Here is a 1,852-nt window from a genome sequence, read left to right as displayed (position 1 = left end):
AAACAAGAAAAACATATATAAACATCTACACAGACCCTGCACAGCTATGGCAAATCAAACACTTACGCCGCCGATCTGCACGGATTCTGCACAGTGGAGGATGGCGATGGCGTTTATCGCCGATAAAGAGGAACTCAAACCCGGCTTGATCATCTTCCGGCGCGGTGATGTCGCGCACAGCCATTTCTACTGCCGCATCAAGCTCCCGAAGGCGGACCGCTATAAGACCATTGCGCTAGCCCGCATAATTCATCCGGTTGAGTTTGGCGCGCTCAGTTTCAAGCATTTGGCGTCGTCCGAGCATACCTGATCGTCGCCGGCGGTGAGCCAGGGTTTCGGTGGATGAAAGTTTACAGGTTGAAGGGAGGGGTTTGATTTGGCGCGCTTGCCGCAACGCTCAGGTGACAAGTCTGGGGATGCGGGCAAGGGCGATCCGTAAGACCTGCTGGTTGGGACAGGCTGTTGGCCATTGGATGCGGATCAGGGTCTTCAGCTCGGTAACACGGGCGGCGATCTTGATCAGGCGCAAGCGCAAGGTATCGAACTGGACGGTGCGCCAGATCGAGCGTTTCGGCATGGCAGTGCGCAAGCCCCACATCAGCCAATAGGCGCCAGCATGAAGGAACAGCCGCAACTGGTTGGCTGTGGCTCTGGAGCACGATGTTCGATCTGCGGCGAGATGGGTTTTCCACGACTTGATGTGGTTTTCGGCCTGGCCCCGCCGACAATAGACGTGTTCATAGAGCCAGCGGGGCGAGCCTTTCTTGAGATTGGTGACGACAAAGCGCGTGTCAGCGCCCTGATCGCCGACTTCGATGCGGGCGATGATCCGCTCGACCCGGCTCCAACTTTTGGCGCAATCGTTGAAGGTCTTGAAGCGGCGTACCTTGCCCTCGGTGGGTGATGCCGCAAAGCGCGCTTTGGTGCTGGCTTCAAGATCGGTGATATGGCGGCGTAGTGTCGAAGTCGGCGCAACACCCAGGATGAAGTCGTGCCCGCCTGCACGGCACCAGTCGATGACTTCGGGGCAGCAATAGTGGCTGTCGCCGCGCAACAGGATCTGTGTCTTTGGCCAATGGCTGTGGATTGCGCGCATCAAGCGGCGCAGGAAAGCCCTGATTTCTGTGCCCTTGGGCCGCTTGGCCGGGCGCAGTACGGCGGTGATGAAGCGGCCTTGGTCATCGAACACGACAATGGGCTGGAAGCCGTATTCGTCATGATGGGCATTGAACAGGCGCAACTGCTGGCCGCCGTGGACAGCGTCGAAGGTGTCATCAATGTCGAGCACAATGCGCTTGGGCACTGTGGGGAAGCTTTCGCAATACAGATCGACCATCGCACGCCCCATGCGCAACAACGCCCGGGTATCGGGCAGGTTCTCCAGACGGGAGATGGTCGGCTGCGAACACAGCGCGCGGGTCCCAGAGGGTGTCAGATCGAGCGCCATCTTGAACATCGGATCGACGCGCAGGCTGGATGCATCATTGCCATCCTCATAGCCTGCAGCGATCATCATCAACCGGAACCCGATGATGTCGGCAAGGCTATGCGTGATGTGCTCGGGCGAGCGCGGATCCTTGATACAGGCCGCCAGACGATCGGCCACGCCAAGGCGCTGCTCGACCTCGCGCAACAGCAAAATCCCGCCATCAGATGACAGCATGCCGCCGTCAAATCTGACATCCAACCGCTTGCCAGAAACAGGTGACAGCCCGGGAAAGGGTAGCGTAAGATCGTCCATGGCGGGTGTAGCTCTCCAGAAATGACGTTGATCGGATTAAGCAACCAAATCATACGTCAAATCATGGCTTTACGCTACATCCGCCAACCCCCGATGAATTTTTCGGGCTAG

At 58.1% G+C, this 1,852-nt stretch carries 2 protein-coding genes; one reads left to right on the top strand and one right to left on the bottom strand.

Going from position 1 to position 1,852, the window contains the following annotated elements; genetic code table 11:
* A partial coding sequence (locus G7020_RS23955; protein ID WP_219852823.1) for a hypothetical protein occupies positions 1-310 on the top strand: 310 nt, incomplete at its 5' end.
* 87 nt (positions 311-397) lie between these two features.
* Here the strand turns inward: G7020_RS23955 and G7020_RS23695 are convergent.
* Entirely contained in the window at positions 398-1,741 is a 1,344-nt protein-coding gene (locus tag G7020_RS23695; protein WP_037014129.1) for an IS1380 family transposase, read from the bottom strand.
* Positions 1,742-1,852: the final 111 nt, after the last annotated feature.

Source organism: Stutzerimonas stutzeri (assembly GCF_013522825.1).
Taxonomy (GTDB): Bacteria; Pseudomonadota; Gammaproteobacteria; order Pseudomonadales; family Pseudomonadaceae; genus Stutzerimonas; species Stutzerimonas stutzeri_AK.
This window is presented reverse-complemented; position numbering and strand designations above follow the sequence as displayed.